The following is a 26,065-nucleotide window of genomic DNA, read 5'->3' on the forward strand; positions in this document are numbered from 1 at the left end:
TAAGTTTAGAAATTTACATTATGATTCAAATATGGCTTTACTAATAAAAAAATTTGGCGGTACTTCTGTCGGTGATATAAAAAAAATTCAAAATATTGCAAGGAGCATTTGTCAAAGTAAAGAAGCAGGAAATGAGATTATCGTAGTTGTCTCTGCAATGGGGCAAACCACAGATGATTTAAATTGTTTAGCGGAATCAATTAGTAAAAATCCTAATCGAAGAGAATTGGATATGCTTCTCTCAACTGGAGAGCAAGTAACCATAGCTCTTCTCTCAATGGCATTAAACGAATATGGAATACCTGCAATTTCAATGACCGGTAGCCAGGTTGGCATTATTACTGAATCAATACATGGGAAAGCAAGAATTCTAGATATTAAAAAAGAAAGAATCCAAAATTACATAAATCAGGGTTTTGTAGTTGTAGTGGCTGGATTTCAGGGAACAACATTAAGTCATACGGGATCCATGGAAATTACAACTTTGGGTAGAGGTGGTTCAGATACCTCTGCAGTAGCTTTATCAACAGCTCTAGGAGCTGAAACTTGCGAAATTTATACAGACGTTCCAGGGGTTCTTACTACTGATCCAAGAATTGTTCCAAATGCAAAACTCTTAGATGAAATTAGCTGTGAGGAAATGCTGGAACTTGCAAGCGTCGGTGCTTCAGTTCTACATCCAAGAGCAGTAGAAATTGCTCGTAATTATGGAATTAAATTGTGCGTCAAATCAAGCCAAAGTGACTCAAGTGGGACTCTCCTAAAAAGTCAAATCCAACCTCTCCCGCTCAAAAGAGGAAGCTTAGAATTAACAAAAACAGTCAATAGTCTTGAAGTATTAGAAAACCAAGCAGTATTCAGTCTCTCAAATATTCCTGATAGGCCTGGGATTGCTGCACAAATATTTGAAAAACTATCAGAAGCAAGTATTAATGTAGATTTAATCATACAAGCAACAAATGATGGAAATAATAACGATATTACATTTACTGTTAGTGAATTTGAAGTTAAAAAAACTGCAGAACAATGTGAACTTATAACTAGTCAACTAGGCGGAGAATACAATCTAAAAACAAACATGACTAAATTAAGTATTCAAGGAGCAGGCATTATGGGTAGACCAAGTGTTTCAGCTGATTTATTTGATACTTTATCTCAAGCGAATATAAATGTCAGGTTAATAGCTACTAGTGAAATTAAAGTCAGCTGTGTAATTGAAATTAATAATATTCCAAAAGCTATTAGATTTGTTGCTGAGAAATTTAAGTTGTCCGATACACAAATATTTGTTAATCCAATCAACGAAAAACAAGATCAACCTGAAGTAAGAGGAATTGCATTAGATAAAAACCAAGTTCAAGTAAGTTTTCGTAAACTGCCTGATCGTCCAGGTGTAGCAGCATCGATATGTTTAGCATTAGCTGAAAATAATTTAGTTTTCGATACGATCGTGCAGTCTGAAAGATTTTCCTCTTTAAAAACTAAGGATATTAGCCTTACAATGAATAAGCAAGATAGAGAAAAAGCTAACTTAGTTTTTGAGGCCTTAACAAAAAAATTACCCGGATCATACATTGAAGATGGCCCTGCTATAGCCAAGGTAAGCACAGTAGGAGCGGGAATGGCATTTAAGGTTGGAACGGCTGGAAAAATATTTAGAGCATTGGCTGACCAAAATATCAATATTGAAATGATTGCCACTAGTGAAATTAGGACTTCATGTATTGTCTTAGAAAAAGATTGTGACAAAGCAGTTAATGCTATTCATAATTATTTCGAATTAGAAAAATAAGTTCTTTTTAATTATTTCTTGCCAATTTTTGTCTTAATTTTTTGATTCTATCCCTGAAATTTGCTGCTTCTTCAAAATTTAACTCTTTTGCAGCATCTTTCATTTTAATTTCTAACTTTTCTATTAAGTCAGGCAATTCTTCGAGCAAGCATTGATTATCACTGGAATTGAGAATTGCGTCAGTTTTGTTATTAACTATATTTATTAAATCTTTAGATAAACCACCAGCATCTAATTTTCTGGAAAGTTCTAGAAAAGATAATATTGAATTTTCTATTTTTTTGCCTGCAGGTTGTGGAGTAATACCATTGACTTGGTTATATTTATTTTGAATAGTTCTTCTTCTTTCAGTTTCAGATATTGCTCTTTTCATTGAATCTGTGAAGTTATCTGCATAAAGCAAGGCAACACCTTCTACGTGTCTTGCAGCTCTTCCTATTGTTTGAATCAAGGACCTTTCTGCCCTAAGAAAACCTTCTTTATCAGCATCTAGAATAGCGACTAAGGATACTTCAGGAAGATCTAGTCCCTCCCTCAATAAATTAACTCCTACCAAAACATCATATTCGCCTATTCTAAGGTCTTGAATAATTTCAATTCTTTCAATTGAATGGATTTCGGAATGCAAATATCTAACTCTTACTTTATTTTCAGATAAAAAATCAGTTAGATCTTCAGCCATTCTCTTAGTAAGTGTTGTCACCAAGACTCTTTGATTCTTTTCAGCTCTAATTCTTATTTCAGATAACAAATCTTCTATTTGGCCCTCACTAGGTCTTACATCAATTACAGGATCTAATACCCCAGTTGGTCTTATAACTTGCTCAATAAATTCACCATCACATTGATCTAATTCCCATTGACCGGGAGTTGCACTTATAAACAATGTCTGTTTTGATTTTTCCCAAAACTCTTCACATTTTAAAGGTCTATTATCTGCAGCACTTGGCAATCTAAAACCATGATCTATTAAAACTTTTTTTCTAGATTGATCACCGTTGTACATCGCATGAAGTTGAGGACATGTGACATGACTTTCATCAACTACCAATAACCAATCTTTGGGAAAGTAATCTATTAAGCATTCTGGCGGTGAACCTTCCTCCCTGCCTGATAAATGACGAGCATAATTTTCAACTCCATTACAATAACCAACCTCTTTAAGCATTTCTAAATCATATTTTGTGCGTTGTTCTAGGCGTTGAGCCTCTAATAATTTTCCTTCGTATGTAAATTTATCGACTTGAGTTTTTAATTCACTTCTAATTGCACTGATTGCACTCTCAAGTCTTTCTTTTGGAGTCACAAAATGCTTTGCTGGATAAACGCTAACTTGTTCCAAACTTTCAAGTATTTCTCCTGTAGTAGGGTCAACATATCTAATAGCTTCGACTTCATCACCAAATAATTCGATTCTTATTAATCTATCTTCATAAGCTGGACCGATTTCTAAAACATCACCTTTAATTCTGAATCTACCTCTAGTAATTTCAATATCATTTCTAGTATATTGATTTTCAACAAGAGACCTCAAAGAGGAACGTAGATTTATTGATTTTCCCACTTCAAATTTAACTGCAGCTTTTAAATACTCACTCGGTATACCAAGACCATAAATACAACTTATTGAGGCTACAACAATTACATCTTTTCTTTCAAATAATGAGCGTGTTGCAGAATGCCTAAGCATATCTATTTCTTCATTAATTGAAGCCGTTTTAGCTATATAAGTATCACTTACAGGTACATAAGCTTCAGGTTGATAATAATCGTAGTAAGAAATGAAGTACTCAACAGCATTTTTTGGAAAAAATTGCCTTAATTCATTACATAGTTGTGCAGCTAACGTTTTGTTATGAGCTAATACAAGTGCTGGTCTTCCTGTTTGTTGAATTACATTCGCAATGGTAAATGTTTTACCAGTTCCAGTAGCTCCTAAAAGAGTCTGAAACTCTTTACCAGTATTAACGCCTTTAACTAATTTTTTAATAGCTTCTGGTTGATCTCCATTTGGTTCGTAAGGAGCTTGAAGCTTATAGTTGTTCATCAAGCTGGTAGCTAAAGGATATTTCTATACTAAGAAATTTTTTCTCCAATTATTGAATTTTTCAAAGATTCTTTTAAGCCCCTAACAACCGCAATCATTGATATTAAATCATCTAATTTATTAACTACAGATCCAACGCCAACTGCTGAGGCTCCAGAGGATATTGCTAGTGGACAAGTTACTTGGCTTAATCCAGAGGCACTCATGATTGGTAAATTCAGAGATTGTTTTTTAAATTCTTGATGAATAGCATAGGTAGCTGCAAGAGTTGGTACTGATTTTTCAAAAAAGCCTTGAATTCCTGGAGAGTAAGGTATAGAACTGGTGCCACCTTCTGTTTGAATAATATCAACACCTTCTTCCACTAGCTTTACAGCAAGATCAACTTGTTTATCAATAGGCATAGTATGAGGAACAGTTACTGATAAAGGAACATTAGGCAATAAATCCCTCGTCTCTTTTGTAATATTTAAAACTTTTTTATCTGAAAAATTAATGCCTTTTTCATAAAAAGTATCGTAATTTCCTATCTCAATTAATGATGCTCCTGCTTTTACAGAATCTTGAAAAGATCGAGGCACTACTGAACTAACACAAACTGGTAGTGTTGAATTCTTAAGCGCTAAATCAACGAGTTCAGGTTTACAAGCAATATCGACAAGATCTGCACCTCCTAATGAAGCAGCCTCTACAATTATTTTCACAGATTGAACATCGAAATTATTCAATCCTGAAATAACTTTGAGTAAAGATTTGCTTCTTAACTCTTCTTTGATTTTTTGTGGCAAAAGATTAATCAGACTCATTTACTTAATGAATTTATTACCCGATTGTGACATTGTTTTAGTAAAACAGTGCATTTTTTAAAAAATATTATCTGAGCAACACAAAATGTCTGATAAAAAATTAACTCAGAAAAATTGGTCATCATGGCATCATCAGCTTCATAAGGAAATACTCACCAAAAAAATATTAATTCCCAAAGGATCCAATATTTTAATAAGTGTTTCCGGGGGACAAGACTCAATGGCCTTATTAACCCTAATTAATGACCTAAAAAAACTACATAATTGGTCTATTAGTGTTTGGCATGGTGATCATCAATGGCATAAAAAATCCTCACTATATGCTCTTGAATTAAAAAGTTATTGCGAAGATCAAAATATTTCATTCTCTTTTGATCAAGCAAATAAAGAAAATATTTCTTCAGAGGAAAAAGCACGAGAATGGAGATATAAAAAATTATGTGAAAGAGCCAAAACTTTATTAAATAAAAACCAACAAAAACATAATATTTATTTGTTAACAGGTCACACGAGTAGTGATAATGCAGAAACATTTATCCTCAATTTATCTAGAGGGAGCAATTTTGCCGGTCTGAGTAATATTGAGAGCAAAAGATTAATAGAAAATCAAATTTTTTTAATAAGGCCAATATTAATTTTCAGTAGAGAAGATACAAAACAATTTTGTAATGACATGAACATCCCAGTCTGGGAAGATCCTACAAATTCAGATCTTAAATTAAAAAGAAATTTAGTAAGAAAAAAAATTATTCCTACCTTAGAAGTTATCTATCCTGGTTGTTCTGAAAGGATAAATAATTTTTCCCAAAAAATGAGCAACTACAATAATGAACGTAATGATCTTAGTGAACTAGCATATCTTTATTGTAAAGATTTAAAAGGTATCAATAGGAATCTTTTAAATAGTATGTGTATTGAAGCGAGGTGCACAATCTTAAATAGATTTTTAAAAGAAATATCTGCAAAGCAGTGTAGTTCAAAAAATCTAACAAAATTAGCAACTTCTATTTATGAAAAAAATAAAGGTCAAATTAACTTGCAAGAGTTTTTAAAAATTGTTTGGAATAAAAACTATATAAATTTTGAAAAAAGTTAGGATGTAACAGCAGATCTTCTTCTTCTTGTTCTACCTTCAAATGAATCCTCTTTAGCAGTCTCAGTTGATGAATTCTGTGCAACTTTTGGACTTTTATGGGTATTTTGTGGGTTATTTGAACTATTCGTATAATTATTGTTTGATTTCTTATGGAAATTATTATTATTTCTATTTCTATTGGAAAAATTTTGCTCTTCTGTAATCTTTGGAATATAAGCACGAGTTCCACTTGGAGCAGGTTGAACTAAACACAAAATAAGTGGTTCAACTTGTAATTCTCTTCTCATTCTTCTAGATAAACCATTTTCAATTTCTCTTTGTACACCAATCCAATCTACTTCAAAATTATTCGGACCAGTTTGTCTTGATAATTGTTTCCATCTATTTTCTAAGACCCAGCTTATTTCTCGTTCTGTCCACATAGACATTTTTCTTGGCTCTGCAGTAGTAACAACTCCTCTTAAATTAACTCTAGGAGGCGCAACCATCTTTCCATCTGTACTAATAGGCGCTAAAACAGTTACCACCCCATCCCCAGCTAATTGCTGCCTTTCCTTTAATACTCGAGCATCTACTATCCCATTTCGTGAGTTATCAAGAAGTTCAACACCAGCTTTTACAGGATCACCCTTTTGAATAGAATTAGGTGTTAACTCAACTACATCTCCATTTTCAATAATTAAAATATTGTCCTTTGGAACCCCCATAGTTTGTGCACTCTTGCCATGACAAACAAGCATTCTATGTTCTCCATGCACAGGAACAAAAAACTTAGGTTTTGCGAGTGCCAACATTAACTTTTGATCTTCTTGAAAACCATGACCAGAAACATGAATATTCTCACCCTTTCCATAAACAACCTTTGCTCCGAGTTTCATTAATCTATCTATTGTATTAACAACAGAAATAGTATTACCAGGAATTGGGCTGGCTGAAAATATTACAGTATCAGTAGTCTTAAGACGAACATGCTGATGTTCACCACGAGATATTCTGCTTAACGCTGCGAGGGGTTCTCCTTGACTTCCAGTCATTAATAATAAGGTCTCTCTATCTGGCAAATCTCTAATTTGCTTGATAGGAACAAACAAATCATCTGGGCATTTCATATAACCAATATCTCTCGCCTTAGCAATAACATTGATCATCGATCTACCTAACAAACCGACCTTTCTTCCATGTTTCATGGCCAACTCTAAGATCATTGTCACTCTATGCACAGAACTAGCAAAAGTGGTAAGGATAACCCGTTCTTTTGCCTCCGCAATATGTTTTTCTAAAGAGGGATAGATAGTTTTCTCAGAAGGACAAAAACCTGGAACTTCGGCATTAGTCGAATCACTGAACATGCATAAAACTCCCTTCTCTCCATAATGCACCATTCTTTCAATATCAAATTGCTCTCCATCAACTGGCATATGATCAAACTTAAAATCTCCTGTGAAAATAATTGTGCCAACAGGTGTTGTAACTGCTAAAGAAAAACTATCACAAATAGAATGGGTATTTCGAATAAATTCAACAGAAAAATGTTGTCCAACTTTTACTACATCTCTTGGATTTACTGTCTGTATAGTTGTTCTATCTGATACCCCTGCTTCCTCCATTTTTCCTCTAAGCATTGACATTGCGAGTCTTGGGCCATAAATAATCGGAATATTAAAATGCTTTAGATGATGAGAAATACCTCCAATATGATCTTCATGACCGTGAGTAACAATCATTCCTTTTATTCTTCTTTGATTTTCTTTTAAAAAGGTTGTATCTGGCATAACAACATTTACGCCATGCATCCCATCAGATGGGAAAGCTAGACCTGCATCAACAAGCATCAATTCATCACCATATTCAAAAACACAAGTGTTTTTTCCTATTTCATGTAGTCCTCCAAGAGGTATTACGCGTAAAGCTGGAGTATTACTTTTAGATCTAGATGAATCATTAGTAGATCTATTTACAGTTGAATTTGTACTTGATTGCATAATTTTGAAATTTATGAAGGCCTGCTTGTAATCAAATAAGGTTTATTTAAATTTAATTATCAAGTTAAATATAATCCCTATTATAGGGATTTCAGGATAAAAGATAGTTGCTTTTTCATGTCATTGCTTAATGGTGACAAAGGACTTCTAGGATTACCTACATTCCATCCCGATAGCGCCAAAGCAGCCTTAATTGGGATTGGATTAGTAGTCATAAAGAGTGCTTTAAAAAGAGGCTGAAGTTTTTCATGAATAACAAGTGCATTGGAAATGTCTCCACTTTGAAAGGAATGAATCATCTCTTTCAATTGCAATCCAACCAAATGACTTGCAACACTTACTACTCCTACAGCACCTACAGATAACATTGGGAGCAACAATGAATCGTCGCCACTATATACAGAGAGTTCGGAGCCGCAAATAGCTCTTAGTTCTGTTACTTCTTCTATTCTACCGCTTGCAGCTTTAATACTGAGAATATTTGAGAAATCCATAAGTTTCTTCACAGTATCAGGTAATAAATTGCATCCTGTCCTTCCAGGAATGTTGTAGAGCATTAGAGGCAAATCCTTTGCAGAATTAGCGATACAACTGAAATGTTTATAAAGACCTTCTTGAGGTGGCTTATTGTAATAAGGAACAACGACCAAAGCACCGTCGGCACCAGAGTCGTAGGCTTTTTTTGTAGCTTCCACAGCCTCGCTTGTACAGTTACTACCAGTGCCAACTATTACTTTACAACTTGAATCCAAAGATCCTTTTACTGCAATAAATAAATCATGCTGTTCAGCCCATGAAAGAGTCGGAGATTCTCCAGTAGTACCACATAACACAACACCATCGGAACCGTTCTCAAAAAGATAATTTGAGAGTTTAATAGCTAGTTCATAATCTACATTTCCATTTTCATTAAATGGAGTAACCATTGCAGTCAATATTCTTCCAAATAGTGGGTTATTACACTCAGTTTTGCCTTTAATCATTTTTTTGGAATTAACAACTCAGCTATTTGAACAGCATTTAGTGCTGCTCCTTTTCTTATTTGATCTCCACATAACCATAATTCTAATCCATTAGGCTGACTTATATCAGTTCTTACCCTGCCAACAGCAACATTATCCCTTCCCATAACGTCATTTGGCATAGGAAATCTATTATTTTTGTAATCCTCAATAATTTCAATTCCAGGAGATTTTTTTAATTCTTCAAGAGCATTTTTAGGCTCAACTAGACCGGCAAATTCAATATTAATCGATTCAGAATGTGCTCTAAGTACTGGGACTCGAACGCATGTAGCAGAAAGCTTTAAATCAGTAATATTTAATATTTTCCTGGTCTCATTAACCATTTTCATCTCTTCTTCGCAGTAATTATTTGCAAGCATGGGTGAATTATGTAAAAACAAATTGAAAGCCAGTGAGTATGGCAAAACTTCACTTTTTTGAGGATTACCCTGAAGATATTGTTCAGTTAAAAGTTTTAGTTCCTCCATAGCCAATTGGCCTGCACCACTTACAGATTGATATGTTGAGACAACAACTCTTTGAATAGTCGAAAGTTTATTTAACGGAGCTAAAACTAATGTCAACAAAATCGTAGTGCAGTTTGGATTTGCTATTACACCATCATGATTGAGTGCGTCACTAGCATTAACTTCAGGAACTACAAGAGGTACATTCTTATCTAATCTGAAAGCACTGGAATTATCTATCAATAAAGCATTTTGTTCCATAATGGTAGACAACCATTTTTTTGAAATACTTCCGCCAGCTGAAGCTAAAACTAAATCAAGATTCAGAAATTCTTCCTTAGTTGTTTTTTTTGTAACTAATTCTTCACCTTTCCAAATAATTTTTTTTCCTTCTGAACGCTCTGATGAAAGCAAGACCAATTCTGATATTGGGAAATCACGTTGTTCAAGAATTTTGAGTAATTCAGATCCCACAGCACCTGAAGATCCTAAAACAGCAACTTTTAATGGCCTATTAGGCAAAAACGGAGATTGTCTCACACTTTAAAATGATTTTTATAAATAGATTGACTATTTTTTTTACTTTATCAAAAAAATAACTTTCAAGGAAATCACATAATGTGAAATAATTAAGTTTCGGCTTTTAGTAATAATTACAAAAAAATGGCTAAAGAAGCATTAATAGTCAAAACAACCCCTCTGCCTCAAAGTAGAATTGCATTTGAATTAGAAATACCATCTGAGACATGCAAAACTTGTGTGAATGAGACAATCAGTACTATCAGTCGTTCGGCTAAAATTCCGGGATTTAGACTTGGTAAAATTCCTAAACAAGTCTTAATCCAAAGAATTGGCATCACACAATTACATGCTTCTGCTCTAGAAAAAATTATTGATAAATCATGGCAAGAAGCATTAAAAATAAAATCTATAGAGCCACTAAGTGAACCAGAATTGGTAGATGGATTTGAATCTTTACTCGCAAAGTTTAGTCCTGAAAAATCACTTAAGGTTACTCTTCAAACTGATGTTGCCCCCGAATTAAAACTAAAAAAATCCAAAGGACTTAGTATTGAAATCTCAAAGACAAAGTTTGATCCTAAGTCAGTAGATGAAGCGCTAGAAAAATCGAGAAGTCAGTTTGCAAACATTATTCCAGTATCCAATAGAGCAGCAAAATTGGGAGATATTGCTGTAGTTAGTTTCAAAGGAAAATATAAAAATTCTGGTAAAGAGATTGATGGTGGGACAAGTGAATCAATGGATCTTGAGTTAGAAAAGAACAAAATGATTCCCGGTTTCGTTGAGGGAATCGTAAAGATGAAAATTGGAGATACTAAAACACTTAACCTTAAATTTCCTGAAGATTATTCTCATGAGGCTTCAAGAGGCCAAGAGGCAATCTTTGAAGTAAATCTTGAGGATCTTAAGGAAAAAGAACTACCTGAACTTAATGATGATTTTGCAAAACAGTCTGGCAACAAAGAATCATTACAAGAGCTCAAGAAAGATATTGAGAAGCAACTTAAAGACAATTTTGAAAAAACTCAAAAAGATATCAAAATTGAAGCTTTATTAAATGCCTTAACAAACGAATTGGTTGCTGAAATTCCAAAATCTATGATTGATATAGAAGTGAGGAATAATATTGAACAAACCGCTCAAAGATTTGCTCAACAAGGTCTTGATGTTAAATCTACTTTCACTCCGGAATTAGTAAAGTCATTAGCAGAGTCCACAAGGCCTCAAGCTGAAAAAAATGTTCAAAGAAATTTAGCTCTAAAAGCATTAGCTGAAAAAGAAAAAATAACAGTTGAAAAAGATGAAATTGATTTAAAAATGAAAGATTATGAAGATGCTATTTCTCAATCTTCAAAACAAATAGATATTAAAAAATTAACAGAAGTAATAAGTGACGATTTACTCAAAGAAAAATTAATAATTTGGCTTGAAGAAAATTCTGAAATAAAAGAAAAAACTACAAAAACTTCTAAAGCAACCAAAACCTCCATAACAACAAAAACAAAAAAAACTTCAACAAAAACAACAAAAGCCACAAAAACTCAAAATAAAAAAGAAAAAAAATAATTTATGAAATTTCCTACTAATTAAACAAAAACCCCTTAAATTACTTATAAGACTAAAACTAATTTGTGAACTCAGAAAAAAAACATTTAATCCAAAGCTCAATAAGTTCTTACGAAAGTAATAATAAAACTATTGCCGCTGTTCCTACCGTTATAGAACAATCAGGTAGAGGAGAAAGAGCTTTTGATATTTATTCAAGACTATTGAGGGAGAGAATAATTTTTTTAGGTACTGGAATTAATGATCAAGTATCTGACTCACTTGTTGCACAATTATTATTTCTTGAAGCTGAAGATCCCGAAAAAGACATCCAAATATATATCAATTCCCCTGGAGGCTCAGTAACTGCAGGAATGGCCATCTACGATACCATGCAACAAATATCCCCTGATGTAGTGACAATATGCTTTGGAGTAGCTGCAAGTATGGGGGCATTTCTACTTTCTGGAGGAGCAAAGGGGAAAAGATTGGCTTTACCTAATTCTAGGATTATGATTCATCAGCCTCTTGGAGGTGCACAAGGTCAAGCAGTAGAAATCGAAATACAAGCTAAAGAAATACTTTTTCTCAAGAAAACATTAAATTCGCTTCTAGCAGAACATACCGGTCAACCTTTAGATAAAATTAATGAAGATACAGAAAGAGATTACTTTTTATCTCCAATAGAAGCAGTTGAATATGGATTAATTGATAAAGTTATCAAAAAGTGACAAGGAATACTGATTTTTTAAGAATATGATGACGAATCGATATTTATAAGCAATCCTAGTGAATAGGGAATATTTAACACCTTTCACATTAAAACTTATAATCGATGGCTAAATTCGACGCCCATCTTAAATGTTCATTTTGCGGGAAATCACAAGACCAAGTAAGAAAGCTTATAGCTGGCCCTGGGGTTTATATCTGTGATGAGTGCATAGACCTTTGTAATGAAATTCTCGATGAAGAACTACTTGATAATCAAGCGTACGCAAACAACGCTCCGCAAGTTAAAAAGAAATTACCAAATGATAATCCAAAAAAATCTGTTCCTTTAGAATTAACCTCAATTCCTAAGCCATTAGAAATTAAAAATTTTTTAGATAATCAAGTTGTTGGACAAGAATCTGCAAAAAAAATATTATCAGTAGCCGTATACAATCACTACAAGCGATTAGCTTGGAAAGTTAAAGAAGAAAGTAAAAATAGCAATTCAACAGATTCACAAGCAACTAAATTACAAAAATCAAATATTTTACTCATCGGCCCGACTGGAAGTGGAAAAACATTATTGGCTCAAACTTTAGCAGAGTTTCTAGATGTTCCTTTTGCAGTAGCTGATGCAACGACTTTGACAGAAGCTGGATATGTTGGGGAGGATGTTGAAAATATACTTTTAAGACTTCTGCAGAAATCAGAAATGAATGTAGAACTAGCTCAAAAAGGAATAATTTACATTGATGAAATAGATAAAATTGCAAGAAAAAGCGAAAATCCTTCAATTACTAGAGATGTCTCTGGTGAAGGTGTACAGCAAGCATTATTAAAAATGCTTGAAGGAACAATTGCTAATGTGCCACCGCAAGGCGGAAGAAAACATCCTTATCATGACTGCATCCAAATCGATACAAGCCAAATATTATTTATTTGCGGGGGGGCTTTTATAGGTTTAGAGGATATCGTTCAAAAGCGTATGGGTAAACACTCCATAGGATTTACGACCAATTCAGATCATGACAAAGTTGATGCAAAAAAAATCGTAGACCCAAGAGATTCCTTGAAAAATTTAGAATTAGATGACTTAGTGAAATATGGCCTAATTCCAGAATTTATTGGAAGAATTCCAGTTTGTGCTGTATTAGATCGTCTTACTAAAGAAACTTTAGAATCTATTTTGACTCAACCAAGAGATGCATTAGTAAAGCAATTCAAAACTTTGCTCAGTATGGATAATGTTGAATTATCTTTTGAGCCTGATTCTGTTGAAGCGATAGCAAATGAAGCATATAAAAGAAAAACAGGTGCAAGAGCATTAAGATCAATAATTGAGGAACTAATGCTAGACATAATGTACACTTTGCCTTCTGAAGAAAATATAAAAGAATTCACAGTAACGAAAAAAATGGTAGAAAATTTGTTCTCATCTAAAATTGTTAAACTACCTTCAGGATCAAAAAGAATCATTAAAGAGTCTGCATAAAATTAGAGTTTAATTTTTTAAATTTAATCCCGAATTTTTATAATTAATGTAAAATAAATGCCAAATATACATAAGCCTTTTCATCAAAAATATAGACCAAACAACTTAGACGAACTGGTTGGGCAAAAATTTATATCCATTACACTCAAACAAGCACTATTAACAAAAAAAATTGCTCCTGCATATCTTTTTAATGGTCCAAGAGGCACTGGAAAAACATCAAGTGCAAGAATATTGGCAAAATCATTAAATTGTCAGACGTTCGATCAACCTACGATAAATCCTTGTGGTAAATGTGACTTATGTAGACAAATTACAGATGGGAACGCTCTAGATATTATAGAGATTGATGCAGCTTCAAATACAGGAGTTGAAAATATAAGAGAAATTATAGAAAGAGCGAGATTTGCACCAACTCAAGCAAGATGGAAAGTATACGTTATTGATGAATGTCATATGCTTTCAACGGCAGCTTCAAATGCTTTACTAAAAACTATTGAAGAACCGCCCTCAAGAGTTGTATTTATCCTTGCGACTACAAATCCTGAGAGAGTATTAAATACAATACAAAGTAGATGCCAAAAATTTGATTTTAGAAGAATAAGCCCCAGTGACATTTTTCAACATTTAGCAGAAATAGCCAAAAAAGAATCCATTGAATATGAAGTTCAAGCGTTAAAAATGATTGCAAAAAGATCTAATGGAGGTATGAGAGATGCACAAAGCCTCCTTGAACAACTAAATCTTTTACCAGAAGGTATAACAATTAATAATATCCAAAACCTGCTAGGAGAAGTATCAGAAATTGAATTAACAAATCTGATTAAATCCTTGATTGAAAATAATCCAGAGTCATTAATTATCACCTGCAACAAATTATATGATGCTGGAAATGAACCCCATCAAATAATTATCGGATTATTAAATATGACAAGAGATCTACTACTGCACACTACAAACAATAAATATTCAGATCTTTACTATACCTCTAATGAATTTCAAGAGGAATTGGATAAAATTTCAAAAATAATAAATAAATCAACAATAATTAATTGGCATAATAATTTAAGAAATATTGAATATCAAATCAAAACAAGCGATAATCCAAGGCTTTGGTTTGAAATACATCTAACTAGTCTTCTAGATAATCAAGAGATAAATAATTTTGAAAACAAGCTAGAAATTAAAAAGAATGTTAATGATGAGAAGCGTGAAAGCATAGAAAACATTGCAATGACTAATAAAGAAAATATTTCTAATGAAATTCAAAAACCAAGCATTAAAAAGGAGAAAAATCACGAGAAATTGATTGAAAAAAAAGACAAAAAATTAGAAGAATTTGACGTTCTTGAAAAAGAAAGTATGGAACATATTTCTGACAATACCCAAAATGATCCTGGACCAAATAATTTAAAAGATAAATGGGAAGTGATTCTTTCTAAATTAGAGTTACCATCTACAAGAATGTTACTTTCACAACAAGCCGAACTTGAAAGTTTTGATTCGGAGAAAATAACAATTGCATTATCTCCAAACTGGGAAAATATGATAAAAAGCAGAAAAGTTATAATTGAAAATACAGTAAAAAAGATATTTGGAGAAGAAATAGTACTTAATTTTTCAACCAAAAAATTAACTAAAAGTAACCCAAAAAACACTTTAGAAATAAACCAAAATGAAGTAAAGAATTTGAAACCAATAAAAAAAATAGAACCAACAACTAATTCGTCAATAACAATATCTAACGAGGAAAATTATGATAGTTCGAAAAACTTAGCAAATTTCTTTAATGGAGAAATTATAGAGCTTGATGAATAAATTACACTCCAGTATGAAGAGTTTTTCGCCAAAGTATCTTTTTGGGAAAAATAGACATCTTTATTGTTACCCAGGGGATTACTATAAACCAATGTGATAAATAAAAAACCGATATAAATACCATCCAAAAGTTGCTTGTTTGCAATACGGGTACCTCGCTTTTACAAGAAGAACCGTACCAAAAAGCAATTCCAGATAACATAAAAGCTGTGAATGAAATAGGCCAGTAAATTGGTGAATCTAATAAAGCAATACTGAGAACTAAATCAAAAATAGTAATGATTGGCAGTGCATATTGCAAGATGAAGAAGTAAGTTAAATCAAATTTTTGCAAATAATCAATTTTATTTGTAAGTAATTGATCCCCATAATCAAAGAATCTTTGCAACCCCCCCTCTGCCCATCTTTGTCTTTGCGCTAATAAAGCATTTAAATTCTCAACTGCTTCCTCCATGACTGGAGGATCCCATAAGATTCCAATTCTAGATTTTGATAATAATAGCCTTAAACTTAAGTCGAGATCATCTGTAACTGTGTCTTCATTAAAAGAACCACATGCCAATAATGTATCTTTCTTAATTAATTGACCATTTCCCCTTAATTCAGAAACTCCAGCAACTGATAATCTTCCATATTGAAAGATTGCGTCCATAGCCATCTCCATTGACTGACATGAAGTTAAAAAATTCTTACTTACATTTGTTACTGATTTTCTTAATTGAACTGCAGACCAATCACCATCTTCTACAAAACTAAATAATCTTATCAAAGAATCTTGTTTTAATTGAGCATCAGCATCCAAAACTAATAACCATTCACCATGCGTAAACTTCAAGGCATAATTTAAAGCTCCTGACTTTCCGCCTCCTGCGTTTGGAGAACGACTTACTACTTTTAGCTTTTCATATTGTCTAGATAATCGATCTAAAATTAAAGGAGTCTTATCAGAACTACCATCATCGATTATGTAAATATTTAATTGATTTGTTGGATAATCTAAATTAAATAATCTTTCAACCAATCTAGCTATGACATTCTCTTCATCTCTAGCTGCGACTAAAATATCAAGCACGGGTAACTTTTTTTTGCTAATTTTGCTGCTCAGAGTATTTGCAACTTTATTTCTTTTGAAATTCCTAGAAATAACTATTAAACCGTACAAAACAATCACAAAAGAAAGTGTCAATATAAGATGAAAGAAAATTTCGATATTATAAATATGAGGAATAAGAGCTACTAAAAAACAAGCGATAAGAAATATAAACGACTTCAATCTTCGATTTTTATAAAAACCCTTTCCCATAAAAGTAAATTTTTAATTATTTAATTTTCATTGAGACAATATCTCAATTTTTTTTAGTTTTGCATCTCGATAGTAATGATTCAATATTTGTTCATAAGAGAATCCTAATTTAGCCATTTCAATTGCTCCTGACTGAGATAAACCTACACCATGACCGAAGCCTCCTCCCCTCAAAAGCCATAAATCATCATTTAATTTATTAATCGTAAATAAATTACTAGGTATAAAATTGAATACACGTCGAATATCATCTTTGACTAAAACAATAGATTGATTAACTTTGTTCGTTTTTATTTCCAATTTTGTCACTCTGCCACTAGAACCACGTTCAATAGAATTTAAATCCAAAACATTTTCATTAATATTTATAAGTTTGTTTTTAATTAACTTTTCTTTAATTTCAAGACTAGAAATTTTTTTATTCCATCGGAAAAGAGAATGATTACTCCCATAAAACTGTTCTTTATCAAAATCTAAAAAATTATTTAAATCAGATTCACTTATAATTGGAAGTTTAAAAATTTTATTTAATGATTTAGAACCATCTATGATTGGATTGAAATAAGAATAATCTTGAATTTGCCAAGACTCGCCTGCAGTAGCAGATATGCCACCATTAGAACCATGGTAAAAAGCATTTATTGGTTGATTTCTATATGTGAGAATTAAATTTGAAGTTGCTTCTATAGCTTCTTGTACTTTTTTATTTTTAGTTTTAGAAGGCTTATAAACTTGGCATTGAGTGCTTATACATAAATGATATTTATCCATATTAAATCTATCAGAATTAAAGATTCCCCAAGTTCTGGCAATAACTGCTTGTGCTTTGAGAGCTTCTAGAGGAGAATTCGGTCCAATTTCATATGGCAAAACACCTGCCAAATAATCATCGAACTCAATTTTTTGTACTAACGTCCAAGTTCCATATGAATCTTTTATTAAATAAAAATCTTTGCCAAAATTAGTACCATTTATTTTTATTTCCTCTTCAGCATAAATATATATAGGTCCTTCGAGTTTTATAACATTATAGTCATCTCTAAGAACAGGTGTAATTTGAATATTTCTTATTTTTCTAAAAATCGTATTTTTTAATTCAAACTCTGGCAGATCATCTTCAAATGGAATCCATACTTCCCAATTTTTAGGGTAAGCAACAATTGTCTTAAACCCTTTATCTTTTAGTTTCTTTGCTTGTTTTTTGGCTGATTCATAGCTAGCAAAAGGACCAAAAACAATTCTTTCAATTTTTTTTGGATTTTTGTAGGGAATATCGACCCAGGTAATATTAATCTGTTTTGATTTATACTTAATACCGTTAGACGATATTAGGTTAAGAAAACCTTTATCAGTTGTAAATTCAATATTCTTTTTCTTAGAAAAACTATCATTTTTCCCACCAAGATATTGCTTTAAACCAATTAAAAATTTTCCTTTTTTAATTTCCTTATTTAATTCAACCTTTAGCAAATCTTCTGCTTTTACATTAGAACTAAATTTCGTGTTAATTATTAAAAGAGAAATACAGACTAAAAATAAATTTAAAAAGGCAAATTTAAATTTCATAAGTTAGAACTTTTCTTATCAATTAAAAACTTTAATTTGCGACAATGCGTATAAAGGTTTAGATTATCTAAATTAAACATATCTGACTTAAATGTCTAAACTAAAAACTCGTAAATCAGCTGCCAAAAGATTTAAAGCTACTGCGACGGGTAAATTTATGAGAAGAAGAGCTTTCCATAATCATTTACTTGATCATAAAAGCTCCAAGTTAAAAAGACATCTATCAACAAAAGCAGTAGTTGATGAAAGAGATGCTGATAATGTAAGATTAATGATTCCATACGCATAAATCTTTAACCAATTTTCATTAGATATTCATGGCACGCGTAAAAAGAGGCAACATAGCCAGAAAAAGAAGAAACAAAATCTTAAATCTTGCAAAAGGTTTTAGAGGCGGTAATAAAAATCTTTTCAGAACCGCCAATCAAAGAGTGATGAAAGCTCTTTGTAATGCTTACAGAGATAGAAGAAGAAGAAAAAGAGATTTTAGAAGACTTTGGATTTCTAGAATTAATGCATCTGCGAGAATAAATGGCACAAACTATAGCAAGTTAATAAATGGCATGAAAAATTCAGAAATTATCATTAACAGAAAAATGCTTGCTCAACTAGCCTTAAACGATCCTAAGTGTTTTGAAAAAATTGTTTCTTCCGTTAGTAGTTAGAAAAAAAGAATATAATTTTAAAAAGTAATAATAAGTAATGGAAATTTCTTCCTTTCAATCCTATTTAATAATTCTTTTTGTTGTATTAATAATAATTTCTATTTTTGTATTCAGACAATTTCTAAAAACAAGAAATGAAGAATTAAATTTAATAAAATTCGAGCAGAAAGGTCTAGATTCTCTCACTAAAGCTACAGAATTATATGAATTTGGATCGATTCAGATAAAAAAAAGACTATATTTTGAAGCAACTAAAACTCTTTTAAAAGCAATTGAAAGTTATGAAAATGAACCTGATGAAGCTAAAGCCATAATAAATAACGCTTTAGGGTTTTCTTATGCTGCTCAAAATGAATTTCAAAAAGCAATTAAACACTATAACTCTGCAATAAAATCACTCCCAGAATATCCTATAGCCCTAAATAACCTCGCATCAGCACAACAGCGTTTACTTGAATACGACTTGGCATATGCAACTTATCAAAAGGTTTTGGTAATAGATCCAAACAACAAAACAGCAATTAAAAAAAGTAAGGAGTTAGAAAAAAGAAATAATTACAAACCTTATAAAGGTATTAAAGATAAGGGATTCTAAATATGAAAAATTATTCATCTCTACTAATTGGGGGGAAACAATTTTCCAGTAGATTAATGGTAGGTACTGGCAAATACAAATCTACTCAAGATATGGTAGAAAGTTTGTCAAATTCTGAAACAGAAATCATAACCGTAGCTGTTAGAAGAATTCAAAATGATCAGACCGGAGAAAATTTACTCGAAAAAATAAACTGGAAAAAATACTGGATGCTTCCTAATACAGCTGGTTGTGTTAATTCCGATGAGGCAGTCAGAATAGCAATTTTGGGAAGAGAACTTGCAAAATTGTCTGGTCAAGAAGAAAATAATTTTGTGAAGTTAGAAGTAATTCCTGACAAAAAGTATTTGCTACCAGATCCAATAGAAACACTTAAAGCAGCCGAAATTTTAATTAAAAAGGGTTTTTCTGTACTTCCCTATATCAATGCAGATCCTATTCTTGCAAAAAGATTGGAAGAAATAGGATGTGCAACTGTTATGCCATTAGGCTCGCCTATTGGCTCCGGGCAAGGTTTATTAAATTTATCAAACATAGAGATAATTATTGAGAATGCAAAAGTTCCAGTAATAATTGACGCAGGAATTGGGGTGCCAAGTGAAGCTTCTCAAGCTATGGAACTTGGAGCTGATGGTGTCTTAATCAATAGTGCAATAGCACAAGCTGAAAATCCTCCTCTAATGGCTCAAGCAATCAATTATGGTGTAAAAGCTGGCAGGCAATCTTTTCTGGCAGGCAGAATAAAAAAACAAGACTTTGCTGTAGCAAGTTCACCGGAAAAAAACATCTCTAATTCTCTAAATTGAGCAAAGTTTAAAAAGAGAGTAAAACTTATTATTTGATTTTATTTATCGTATTAAGAAAAAAGATTTGAAACTATTTACAATGTTTTTTCGCAAATTGGAAGCACACTGTAGTAATTTAATAAATATATTATGAATCTATTAATTCTGGAGTTCTGAGTGAAAGTTATTGTTCTAGGTGGAGATGGTTTTTGCGGTTGGCCTTGTGCGGTGAATTTAGCAGATCAAAATCATGAAGTAATTATTGTCGACAATTTAAGTCGTAGAAAAATTGATATTGACCTAGAGGTAGAATCTCTAACTCCAATTGCTTCGATCACAGAACGACTTTCTGCATGGGAGGAGATTGGAGGTAAGCCTATGAAATTTATAAACATGGATATCTCTAAACAATATCAAAAATTACTCAATTTGCTCATTAATGAAAAACCTGATTCTGTGATCCATTTTGCGGAACAAAGAGCAGCGCCTTACTCGATGAAATCAAGTTTTACCAAAAGATATACAGTAGATAATAATGTTAATGGTACTCACAACCTTCTTGCTGCAATAGTAGAAAGTAATTTAGATATTCATGTTATACATTTAGGAACAATGGGAGTTTACGGATATGGATCACATAGAGGTGCAACAATTCCAGAAGGTTATCTAAAAGTTGAAGTTCCACAACCAGATGGAAGCCGCTTTGAAGAAGAAATATTACACCCTGCAAGTCCAGGTAGTGTTTACCATATGACTAAAACTTTAGATCAATTATTATTTCTTTACTACAACAAAAATGATCTTGTAAGGATTACTGATCTACATCAAGGAATTGTTTGGGGAACAAATACAGAAGCAACTTTAAAAGATCCTAGATTAACAAACCGATTTGACTATGACGGAGATTATGGAACTGTTCTAAACAGATTTCTAATGCAAGCTGCAATTGGATATCCATTAAGTGTTCATGGTACAGGAGGTCAAACAAGAGCCTTTATACATATAAAAGACTCTGTAAAATGTGTACAAATTGCTCTTGAAAATCCTCCAAAACCTGGAGAGAGAGTTAAAATCTTTAATCAAATGACTGAGAGTCATCAAGTTGGAGAACTAGCTAAAAAAGTTGCGTCTCTGACAGGTGCTAAAATCAATTATTTACCAAATCCAAGGAATGAAGCAGTAGAAAATGATCTAATTGTTGATAACAAATGCTTTATAGAATTAGGTTTAAACCCAACAACTCTTGATAATGGTTTATTAGAAGAAGTTGTTGAAGTTGCTAAAAAATACTCCAATAGATGTGATCTTAAGCGCATACCCTGTGTTTCATCCTGGACTAAAAAACAAGCTGAGGCTATAAAGACTAATTAAAATTTCTGAAATAATAACCTTAAGAAAGTGAAAATTGCATTGTTTACTGAAACTTTTTTACCTAAAGTTGACGGCATAGTCACAAGACTGACAAAAACGATTGAATTTTTAATAAAAAATGGCGATGAAGTTATAATTTTTTGTCCAGAGGGTTGTCCAGAATCATATATGGGTGCAACTGTAGTTGGAGTCGCGGCAATGCCATTACCTTTATACCCAGAGTTGAAGCTTGGTTTACCTGGTCCTGCAGTTTCAGATAAGTTAGAAAAATTTAATCCAGATTTGATACATGTTGTTAATCCAGCTGTACTTGGCTTAGGTGGCATATGGTTGGCGAAAACTAATAACATTCCTTTAATTGCTAGTTACCATACTCATCTTCCAAAATATCTGGAACATTACGGTATGGGTATGTTAGAGCCACTATTGTGGGAATTACTCAAAGCAGCTCATAATCAAGCCTTGTTAAACTTATGTACTTCTACCGCTATGGTAAATGAGTTAAAAGATAAAGGTATTCAAAGGACTGCTCTGTGGCAAAGGGGAGTAGATACTTACAGTTTCCGACCAGATTTGAGAAGTGAGAAAATGAGAGAAAAATTATTTGGTAAATTTAAAGACGCTAATTACTTATTAATTTATGTAGGAAGATTATCAGCAGAAAAACAAATTGAGAGAATTAAACCAGTATTAGAAAGTATCCCTAATGCTTGCCTAGCACTTGTAGGTGACGGACCATATAGAAACCAGCTTGAAAAAATATTCGAAAATACCAAGACTAATTTCATAGGATATTTATCTGGCGATGAACTTGCTAGCGCCTATGCCTCTGGAGATATATTTTTATTTCCATCTAGTACAGAAACACTTGGGTTAGTTTTACTAGAAGCAATGGCGGCAGGATGTCCAGTGATCGGAGCCAACAAGGGGGGGATTCCAGATATTATTAGCGATGGAATTAATGGTTGTTTATATGATCCTGATGAAAAAGATAATGGGGAACAAAGTTTGATCGAAGCGACAAAAAAAATTCTAGAGAATGAAGATAAAAGAGAAGTTATGAGGAAAGAAGCACGAAACGAAGCACAAAAATGGGATTGGAATCAAGCAACGTTACAACTGCAAAATTATTATTCAGATACTCTCAAAGAAATAGAGTGAAGGTAATCTTAATTATGCTACGTGTGGAGGCGTAGGACTACTATACGAACTTAAAGGAAGTATTAGAGTAGCGATATTTTGATTCTTTTCAGGCCTTTTTTTCTTTGAGAATTTTTTACCAAAAGGCACTCTAATGACATTAGTTCCCTCAATGGAACAAATATTTGGGTTATCTCCTGAAAAATTATTGACAAAATTTGGTAATTCTAAGTTTTTAACTGGCAGATGCCTAACATTACCAGATTTAAAATCTTTGGTCATAGCTTCAAATACCCCAAAAAATTTGATGCTCGAATATTTTAATAAAAAAATTTAAAAAAATTCTATAAGAAAATATTAAATTTTTATTCACATTGATAATAACTAAGTAAATACAAGGACGCTAGTCCTTTAAGCACATTTTTTTTCTTCGAAGGTTTCTGCTTGATTTACATTGCAAGAACAAATTAAATTGCGATCGCCATATGCATTATTAATCCTAGAAACTGAAGACCAAAACTTGATAGATGTTGGAGTTTTATAAGGAAAAGAAGCTTTTTCCTTTGAGTAAGGATAATCCCAATCATCAGAAATTAACTCTTTAAGCGTATGGGGAGCATTGCTTATTACATTATTGTTCTTTAATTCAATATTTTTTTCTATTTCGCTGATTTCTTCTCCAATCAATAGCATAGCCTCACAAAATCTATCCAGTTCAACCAAACTTTCACTTTCAGTGGGCTCTATCATTATGGTCTCTGGCACTGGCCAACTTATAGTTGGGGCATGAAAACTATAGTCAATTAATCGTTTAGCTAAATCATTAACACTCAAACCAGTTTTGGATTTTAAATCTCTAAAATCTAAAATACATTCATGTGCGACAAAATTATTTTTTCCTTTATAAAGAATCTTGAATTTATGCTTTAAAGAATGCGCAATATAATTTGCAGATAAAATTGCATGCGCAGTTGCTTTCCTTAAACCACTAAGACCAGCCATTTTTATGTACATCCAACTTATTGGAAGAATACTTGCACTCCCATGATTAGCAGAAGATACGTAATTAGAACTATTAGATAAATTATTATCCATTAAAGAATGAGTAGGAAGAAATGGGCTTAAAATTTCTGAAGCAGCAACTGGTCCTACACCTGGACCACCACCTCCATGGGGAATGCAGAATGTTTTATGTAAATTCAAATGACAAACATCAACACCATAATTACCTGGCTTGCATAATCCAACCTGAGCGTTCAAATTCGCTCCATCTAAATAGACAAATCCTCCAACAGAGTGAATTAAGTCACATATCTTTCTGATTTGTAATTCAAAAACTCCATGAGTAGATGGATAAGTCAACATAAGAGCCCCTATTTGGTTATCAAATTTCTTGACCTTGATCGACAAATCTTGGAAATCAATATTTCCTTCGTCATCACATTCAACAGTTAACACATCAAAACCTGCCATAACTGCACTAGCAGGGTTTGTTCCATGAGCACTTTTAGGAATTAAACATTTTTTTCTTAACAGTTCACCTTTTGATTCAAAATAAGAATTTATTGCCAATAAACCTGCAAACTCTCCTTGAGAGCCTGCATTTGGTTGAAAAGAAACTGATTTTAAACCAACAATATCACTTATCCATTTTTCTAGGTCAGAAATGATTTTTGAATAGCCTTTAGTTTGATCTGGTGGGGAAAAAGGATGAATAGAAGATAAATTAGCCCAAGAAACTGGATTTAATTCTGCTGCAGAATTTAACTTCATGGTACAGCTTCCCAATGGCATCATCCCATCTACCAAAGAAAAATCTTTTTCTGCAAGTCGGAATATATATCTCATTAATTCAGTTTCACTTTGGTAATTTGTGAATATATCTTGCTTCATCCATGCACTAGATCTCAAAGCTAAACTTTCAAGATTAAATACTTTATCAAATTTTATATGCTCTAAATCTTCTACTTTTTCTATAAGGTTTGCTATGAAAGTCAAAATATCTTTGATTTCTTTTTCATTACTAAGCTCATCTAAAGAGATCCCAAAGCCAGTTGAATTTTCAATAGTTGATCCCAGCGGCAAAATTCTTAAGTTATAGCCATTTTTTAAAGCTTCATTATGGATCCTCTGGGAGTGCTCAGAATAAACATCAACACTATCAAATCTAATCCCATCAGGAATATCAAAACCTAAAGAAGCTAAACTTGATTCTAAATTTATTCTCAACTCCACTAATCTCTTAGCAATTTGCGTTAATCCAGAGGGTCCATGATAAATAGCATAAAAAGAAGAAATTATGGCTAACAAAGATTGAGCAGTACAAATATTACTAGTGGCCTTTTCCCTTCTAATATGTTGCTCTCTTGTTTGCAAAGCTAGTCTTAGAGACTTTTCTCCATTTTTAGATAGAGTTTGCCCAACAATTCTTCCGGGTATCAACCTTTTATATTTTTCGCTACAAGCAAAATATGCTGCATGGGGGCCACCAAAACCCATTGGAACTCCAAATCTTTGCATACTGCCCACTGCTACATCAACACCAAATTCAGAAATTGGTTTAATCAAAACTTGTGCCAGTGGATCAAGACATGTCGTAACAATAATTTCTGATCTATGTGCTTGGGATATTAAGAATGTCGGATCATATAATTCCCCATTTTTACCAGGTAATTGCAACAACATTCCAAAAACATCATCATGATTAGGAAGATTACTTTGAGTAAAGCGTTTTAAGGATATTCCCAAAGGTTTTGCTCTGGTTTGTAGAACATTAAAAGTATGATCAAAAACATTTGATTCCACTAAGTACACTTTTGAAGATTTATTTTTTCTTGCGGAAAAACTCATGGCCATAGCTTCTGCAGCAGCAGTACCCTCATCTAACAAAGATGCATTGGCGACAGGGAATCCTGTTAGTTCACAAACAATAGTCTGAAAATTAAATAGAGCTTCTAATCTTCCTTGTGCAATTTCTGCTTGATATGGAGTATAAGACGTGTACCACCTTGGATTTTCAAGAACATGTCTTTGGATTACTTTAGGCATGTGATTGTCATAATAACCAAGGCCTATTAGTGATCTCATTTTAGTATTTTTATTCGCAATCTCTTCTAATTCATTTAAAGCCTCAATTTCTGAACAACCTTGGGGCAATATTTCTGAAGATTTATCTTTAAGCTGAATATCTTCAGGAATAACTTGATTTATAAATTGATCAATATTATTAAAACCAAGCTTGTTCAACATAATTCTTTCATCATTATCTCCTAAGCCAAGATGCCTATCTATAAACAAATCAGACCCAAATTTGGATGTCATATTAAAATATTTTTCTTTAAAATAGCTCTTTTTAAAA

Annotated in this window: 21 protein-coding genes; 12 read left to right on the forward strand and 9 right to left on the reverse strand. The window is 32.5% G+C overall.

Features of this window, described 5'->3' with window-relative positions:
- The first annotated feature begins 31 nt into the window (after positions 1-31).
- Complete coding sequence (locus tag HA149_RS09160; RefSeq protein WP_209115114.1) at positions 32-1,792, forward strand: aspartate kinase; 1,761 nt, start codon at positions 32-34, stop codon at positions 1,790-1,792.
- Positions 1,793-1,799: 7 nt separating this feature from the next.
- Here the strand turns inward: HA149_RS09160 and uvrB are convergent, their stop codons facing one another.
- Both uvrB and HA149_RS09170 read right to left on the reverse strand, forming a co-directional pair.
- Positions 1,800-3,839: an excinuclease ABC subunit UvrB gene (uvrB, locus tag HA149_RS09165; protein WP_209115116.1), complete on the reverse strand. Its 2,040-nt coding sequence runs from the start codon at positions 3,837-3,839 to the stop codon at positions 1,800-1,802.
- Between the two features lie 29 nt (positions 3,840-3,868).
- Entirely contained in the window at positions 3,869-4,645 is a 777-nt protein-coding gene (locus tag HA149_RS09170; RefSeq protein ID WP_209115119.1) for a DUF561 domain-containing protein, read from the reverse strand.
- A gap of 85 nt (positions 4,646-4,730) precedes the next feature.
- Here HA149_RS09170 and tilS point away from each other — a divergent pair, with 85 nt between their 5' ends.
- Entirely contained in the window at positions 4,731-5,741 is a 1,011-nt protein-coding gene (tilS, locus tag HA149_RS09175; protein WP_209115121.1) for a tRNA lysidine(34) synthetase TilS, read from the forward strand.
- Here tilS and HA149_RS09180 read toward each other — a convergent pair.
- The 3 genes from HA149_RS09180 to HA149_RS09190 form a co-directional block, all read right to left on the reverse strand.
- A complete protein-coding gene (locus tag HA149_RS09180) occupies positions 5,738-7,723 on the reverse strand; it encodes a ribonuclease J (protein ID WP_209115124.1) in 1,986 nt (661 codons plus the stop codon). The genes tilS and HA149_RS09180 overlap by 4 nt on opposite strands.
- 80 nt (positions 7,724-7,803) lie before the next feature.
- Positions 7,804-8,706: a 4-hydroxy-tetrahydrodipicolinate synthase gene (dapA, locus tag HA149_RS09185; RefSeq protein ID WP_209115131.1), complete on the reverse strand. Its 903-nt coding sequence runs from the start codon at positions 8,704-8,706 to the stop codon at positions 7,804-7,806.
- Positions 8,703-9,734 (reverse strand): aspartate-semialdehyde dehydrogenase, encoded by a 1,032-nt coding sequence (locus HA149_RS09190; protein WP_209115133.1) that lies wholly within the window; start codon positions 9,732-9,734, stop codon positions 8,703-8,705. Before HA149_RS09190 ends, dapA begins: the two co-directional genes overlap by 4 nt.
- A 123-nt stretch (positions 9,735-9,857) precedes the next feature.
- On the opposite strand from HA149_RS09190, the gene tig reads away from it, so the two are divergent.
- The 4 genes from tig to HA149_RS09210 all read left to right on the forward strand — a co-directional run bounded on the left by tig (position 9,858) and on the right by HA149_RS09210 (position 15,282).
- Positions 9,858-11,282 carry a trigger factor gene (tig, locus tag HA149_RS09195; RefSeq protein WP_209115135.1) on the forward strand — a complete coding sequence of 475 codons (1,425 nt, stop codon included), beginning with the start codon at positions 9,858-9,860 and terminating at the stop codon, positions 11,280-11,282.
- 65 nt (positions 11,283-11,347) lie between these two features.
- The gene (gene clpP / locus HA149_RS09200) at positions 11,348-11,992 is read left to right on the forward strand and encodes an ATP-dependent Clp endopeptidase proteolytic subunit ClpP (RefSeq protein ID WP_432421771.1); all 645 of its coding nucleotides are present in this window, start codon (positions 11,348-11,350) and stop codon (positions 11,990-11,992) included.
- A gap of 104 nt (positions 11,993-12,096) precedes the next feature.
- Entirely contained in the window at positions 12,097-13,464 is a 1,368-nt protein-coding gene (gene clpX, locus HA149_RS09205; RefSeq protein WP_209115137.1) for an ATP-dependent protease ATP-binding subunit ClpX, read from the forward strand.
- Between the two features lie 57 nt (positions 13,465-13,521).
- Positions 13,522-15,282, forward strand: a complete 1,761-nt coding sequence (locus tag HA149_RS09210; protein WP_209115139.1) for a DNA polymerase III subunit gamma/tau — start codon at positions 13,522-13,524, stop codon at positions 15,280-15,282.
- A gap of 1 nt (position 15,283) precedes the next feature.
- Here the strand turns inward: HA149_RS09210 and HA149_RS09215 are convergent, their stop codons facing one another.
- Together HA149_RS09215 and HA149_RS09220 are read right to left on the reverse strand one after the other, a co-directional pair.
- Entirely contained in the window at positions 15,284-16,585 is a 1,302-nt protein-coding gene (locus HA149_RS09215) for a glycosyltransferase family 2 protein (protein WP_209115141.1), read from the reverse strand.
- Positions 16,586-16,612: 27 nt separating this feature from the next.
- On the reverse strand, positions 16,613-18,151 hold the full coding sequence (locus HA149_RS09220) for a SpoIID/LytB domain-containing protein (RefSeq protein ID WP_209115143.1): 1,539 nt from the start codon (positions 18,149-18,151) through the stop codon (positions 16,613-16,615).
- Between the two features lie 91 nt (positions 18,152-18,242).
- On the opposite strand from HA149_RS09220, the gene rpmI reads away from it, so the two are divergent.
- From rpmI to HA149_RS09250, 6 genes are all read left to right on the forward strand, one after another.
- Entirely contained in the window at positions 18,243-18,440 is a 198-nt protein-coding gene (gene rpmI / locus HA149_RS09225; RefSeq protein ID WP_011819271.1) for a 50S ribosomal protein L35, read from the forward strand.
- Positions 18,441-18,468: 28 nt separating this feature from the next.
- Positions 18,469-18,816 carry a 50S ribosomal protein L20 gene (gene rplT, locus HA149_RS09230; protein WP_209115145.1) on the forward strand — a complete coding sequence of 116 codons (348 nt, stop codon included), beginning with the start codon at positions 18,469-18,471 and terminating at the stop codon, positions 18,814-18,816.
- Between the two features lie 37 nt (positions 18,817-18,853).
- Positions 18,854-19,411 carry a tetratricopeptide repeat protein gene (locus HA149_RS09235; RefSeq protein ID WP_209115151.1) on the forward strand — a complete coding sequence of 186 codons (558 nt, stop codon included), beginning with the start codon at positions 18,854-18,856 and terminating at the stop codon, positions 19,409-19,411.
- Between the two features lie 2 nt (positions 19,412-19,413).
- A complete protein-coding gene (locus HA149_RS09240; protein ID WP_209115158.1) occupies positions 19,414-20,217 on the forward strand; it encodes a thiazole synthase in 804 nt (267 codons plus the stop codon).
- A 156-nt stretch (positions 20,218-20,373) separates the two neighbouring features.
- A complete protein-coding gene (locus tag HA149_RS09245; RefSeq protein WP_209115165.1) occupies positions 20,374-21,567 on the forward strand; it encodes an NAD-dependent epimerase/dehydratase family protein in 1,194 nt (397 codons plus the stop codon).
- Positions 21,568-21,594: 27 nt separating this feature from the next.
- A complete protein-coding gene (locus HA149_RS09250) occupies positions 21,595-22,728 on the forward strand; it encodes a glycosyltransferase family 4 protein (protein ID WP_209115168.1) in 1,134 nt (377 codons plus the stop codon).
- A gap of 12 nt (positions 22,729-22,740) precedes the next feature.
- On the opposite strand, the gene HA149_RS09255 is transcribed toward HA149_RS09250, so the two are convergent.
- Both HA149_RS09255 and gcvP read right to left on the reverse strand, forming a co-directional pair.
- The gene (locus HA149_RS09255; protein WP_209115170.1) at positions 22,741-22,989 is read right to left on the reverse strand and encodes a hypothetical protein; all 249 of its coding nucleotides are present in this window, start codon (positions 22,987-22,989) and stop codon (positions 22,741-22,743) included.
- Between the two features lie 129 nt (positions 22,990-23,118).
- Positions 23,119-26,028: an aminomethyl-transferring glycine dehydrogenase gene (gcvP, locus tag HA149_RS09260; protein WP_209115177.1), complete on the reverse strand. Its 2,910-nt coding sequence runs from the start codon at positions 26,026-26,028 to the stop codon at positions 23,119-23,121.
- Positions 26,029-26,065 lie beyond the last annotated feature (37 nt).

The organism is Prochlorococcus marinus XMU1406, from assembly GCF_017696055.1.
Taxonomy (GTDB): domain Bacteria; phylum Cyanobacteriota; class Cyanobacteriia; order PCC-6307; family Cyanobiaceae; genus Prochlorococcus_A; species Prochlorococcus_A marinus_W.

Excerpts from the sequence above, each read along its gene's own strand:
- HA149_RS09160 (WP_209115114.1), top strand. The coding sequence starts at position 32 with ATGGCTTTACTAATAAAAAAATTTGGCGGTACTTCTGTCGGTGATATA.
- uvrB (WP_209115116.1), bottom strand. The coding sequence starts at position 3,839 with ATGAACAACTATAAGCTTCAAGCTCCTTACGAACCAAATGGAGATCAA.
- HA149_RS09170 (WP_209115119.1), bottom strand. The coding sequence starts at position 4,645 with ATGAGTCTGATTAATCTTTTGCCACAAAAAATCAAAGAAGAGTTAAGA.
- tilS (WP_209115121.1), top strand. The coding sequence starts at position 4,731 with ATGTCTGATAAAAAATTAACTCAGAAAAATTGGTCATCATGGCATCAT.
- HA149_RS09180 (WP_209115124.1), bottom strand. The coding sequence starts at position 7,723 with ATGCAATCAAGTACAAATTCAACTGTAAATAGATCTACTAATGATTCA.
- dapA (WP_209115131.1), bottom strand. The coding sequence starts at position 8,706 with ATGATTAAAGGCAAAACTGAGTGTAATAACCCACTATTTGGAAGAATA.
- tig (WP_209115135.1), top strand. The coding sequence starts at position 9,858 with ATGGCTAAAGAAGCATTAATAGTCAAAACAACCCCTCTGCCTCAAAGT.
- clpX (WP_209115137.1), top strand. The coding sequence starts at position 12,097 with ATGGCTAAATTCGACGCCCATCTTAAATGTTCATTTTGCGGGAAATCA.
- HA149_RS09210 (WP_209115139.1), top strand. The coding sequence starts at position 13,522 with ATGCCAAATATACATAAGCCTTTTCATCAAAAATATAGACCAAACAAC.
- HA149_RS09215 (WP_209115141.1), bottom strand. The coding sequence starts at position 16,585 with ATGGGAAAGGGTTTTTATAAAAATCGAAGATTGAAGTCGTTTATATTT.
- HA149_RS09220 (WP_209115143.1), bottom strand. The coding sequence starts at position 18,151 with ATGAAATTTAAATTTGCCTTTTTAAATTTATTTTTAGTCTGTATTTCT.
- rpmI (WP_011819271.1), top strand. The coding sequence starts at position 18,243 with ATGTCTAAACTAAAAACTCGTAAATCAGCTGCCAAAAGATTTAAAGCT.
- rplT (WP_209115145.1), top strand. The coding sequence starts at position 18,469 with ATGGCACGCGTAAAAAGAGGCAACATAGCCAGAAAAAGAAGAAACAAA.
- HA149_RS09235 (WP_209115151.1), top strand. The coding sequence starts at position 18,854 with ATGGAAATTTCTTCCTTTCAATCCTATTTAATAATTCTTTTTGTTGTA.
- HA149_RS09240 (WP_209115158.1), top strand. The coding sequence starts at position 19,414 with ATGAAAAATTATTCATCTCTACTAATTGGGGGGAAACAATTTTCCAGT.
- HA149_RS09255 (WP_209115170.1), bottom strand. The coding sequence starts at position 22,989 with ATGACCAAAGATTTTAAATCTGGTAATGTTAGGCATCTGCCAGTTAAA.
- gcvP (WP_209115177.1), bottom strand. The coding sequence starts at position 26,028 with ATGACATCCAAATTTGGGTCTGATTTGTTTATAGATAGGCATCTTGGC.